The following is a 1,874-nucleotide window of genomic DNA, read 5'->3' as shown; positions in this document are numbered from 1 at the left end:
GGACGGATGTCTGAACCGGCATCGGTAGTGCTCCTTCGTGTCGTCGATGACCATGGCGGCATGGCCGCGCACTCACGATAACACAAAACCTCCACGTGGAGGTTTTATTCGATAGGATGCCGGTATGCCCGACGAGAGCCCGAATCCGCCCCCGCCGCGCGGGTCGTACGCGAAAGGCGTCGCCCGCCGGCAGGAGATCCTCGACCGGGCGATCGAGGTGTTCGCGCAGCGCGGGTCGGACCGCACGAGCATGCGAGCGATCGCGAAGGAGGTCGGCGTGACGCACGCCGCGCTCGCGCACTACTTCGGCTCGCTCGAAGAGCTGCTCGTTGAGGTGTATCGCGAGTCCGAGCGTCAGGGCGGCAAGCGACCACCGGCGGACCCGGAGGAGACGCCGGTGGAGATGATGCGGCGGTCCGCCGAGGTCAATCGCGAGGTGGTCGGGCTCGTCCAGCTGTACTCCACGCTGGTGGCGGCCGCGCTCGAAGAGGGCCATCCGGCCGCGCACGAGTTTGCGACGACCAGGTTCGCTCGGCTGCGGCAGGATCTGGCGGCCCGCGTGCGCCTGAATCAGCAGGCCGGCCGCATCCGTGTCGATCTCGACCCTGAGGCGATCGCCGCGCTCGTCATCGCGGCGTCGGACGGACTGCAGACGCAGTGGCTGCTCGACTCGGATGCGCCGCAGGATGCCGCCCTCCTGCTGCTGGAGCAGCTGCTGTCGCGTCCCTAGGAACTCAGTTCGTCTGCTGGCCGCGCTCAGCGGGGTTGTTCGCGAAGCGGGTGCCGATCAGGGCTGCGAAACCGCCGCCCACGATGACGCCGACGGTGAGCGCGAGCGGTAGGAACAGTCCATAGGTGGAGGCCCAGTAGCCGATCCAGATTCCGATGACCAGATTGATGCTGGCCCACAGCACGTTCTCGGCGGCCGACGCGGGCACGCGCCACGGCACCCGGTGCAGGTACCCCGCGCTCCCGCGCGTGAGGTGCGGGATGGCGTTGGCGATGAAGATGCTCGCCAGCGCGGCGATGAGGTATCCGACGATGATCACCTCCTGATCCTGCCGCACCGCGGGCACTGCTCCCGCCGCATCTCCAGCGGCCGAGCGGTTGTCAAGCCCCTCAGTTGTGGTGAGCCCCGCTACTAGCGTCCGAGTCGGAGGTGCCCGGAGCCATGGACGCAGTGCGAGGGAACGGCAGGCCATGAGGCGCCGCGGCGCGGGGGCGATGCTCCTCGCGGCGAGCCTCGCGCTCGCCGGCTGCTCGTCGGCGCCGATCGACGCGGTCCTGACCTCGGCCGTGGCCGACGCGATCAGTTCGGGTGCCTCGGCTCAGCTCGGACTCGAACTCGACGAGCAGAACCGGATCCTGCCCGGGACGCTCACGGCACTCCTCGGCGACATGGCCGGCAACCTCGCCGACACCGAGCGGCAGCTCGAGCTGCATCAGGCATCGGATGCCGGTGACGCCGAGTATCGCGAAGAGGCGCTGGAAGGGGTCCGAGCCTCGCTCGAGGCCGTGCACGTCGCGGAGAAGGGCGATCACGCCGCCGGACTCGACGCGCTGACGGCATCCGTCGAGGATCTGCGGACGCTGGAGGGCGACGGATGAAGAAGATCTTCGCCCTCGCCCTCGGCATCCTCACCGCGATCGGCGGGTTCGTCGACATCGGCRATCTCGTCACGAACGCGGTGGTCGGCTCGCGCTTCGGATTGGGGCTCGCGTGGGTGGTCGTCATCGGCGTCGCCGGCATCTGCGTGTACGCCGACATGGCCGGGAGGGTCGCGGCGGTCAGCGGACGCGCGACGTTCGAGATCATCCGCGAGCGGCTGGGCCCCCGCGTCGGGCTGTCGAATCTCGCGGCGTCGTTCCTCATC

Annotated in this window: 4 protein-coding genes; 3 read left to right on the top strand and 1 reads right to left on the bottom strand. The window is 69.2% G+C overall.

Annotated elements, in window-relative coordinates; all coding sequences use genetic code 11:
• Positions 1-124: 124 nt before the first annotated feature.
• Entirely contained in the window at positions 125-730 is a 606-nt protein-coding gene (locus AC1DVT_RS19960) for a TetR/AcrR family transcriptional regulator (RefSeq protein WP_457101077.1), read from the top strand.
• A gap of 4 nt (positions 731-734) precedes the next feature.
• Here the strand turns inward: AC1DVT_RS19960 and AC1DVT_RS19955 are convergent, their stop codons facing one another.
• The gene (locus AC1DVT_RS19955) at positions 735-1,049 is read right to left on the bottom strand and encodes a hypothetical protein (RefSeq protein ID WP_477391101.1); all 315 of its coding nucleotides are present in this window, start codon (positions 1,047-1,049) and stop codon (positions 735-737) included.
• A gap of 151 nt (positions 1,050-1,200) precedes the next feature.
• Between AC1DVT_RS19955 and AC1DVT_RS19950 the strand changes: the two genes are divergently transcribed.
• Both AC1DVT_RS19950 and AC1DVT_RS19945 read left to right on the top strand, forming a co-directional pair.
• Positions 1,201-1,608 (top strand): hypothetical protein, encoded by a 408-nt coding sequence (locus tag AC1DVT_RS19950; protein ID WP_477391100.1) that lies wholly within the window; start codon positions 1,201-1,203, stop codon positions 1,606-1,608.
• Positions 1,605-1,874 (top strand): divalent metal cation transporter (locus tag AC1DVT_RS19945; protein WP_477391098.1); only part of this gene is annotated, 270 nt, incomplete at its 3' end. The genes AC1DVT_RS19950 and AC1DVT_RS19945, both read left to right, overlap by 4 nt.

Source organism: Microbacterium sp. P2_F9 (assembly GCF_056403635.1).
This window is presented reverse-complemented; position numbering and strand designations above follow the sequence as displayed.

Excerpts from the sequence above, each read along its gene's own strand:
- AC1DVT_RS19960 (WP_457101077.1), top strand. The coding sequence starts at position 125 with ATGCCCGACGAGAGCCCGAATCCGCCCCCGCCGCGCGGGTCGTACGCG.
- AC1DVT_RS19950 (WP_477391100.1), top strand. The coding sequence starts at position 1,201 with ATGAGGCGCCGCGGCGCGGGGGCGATGCTCCTCGCGGCGAGCCTCGCG.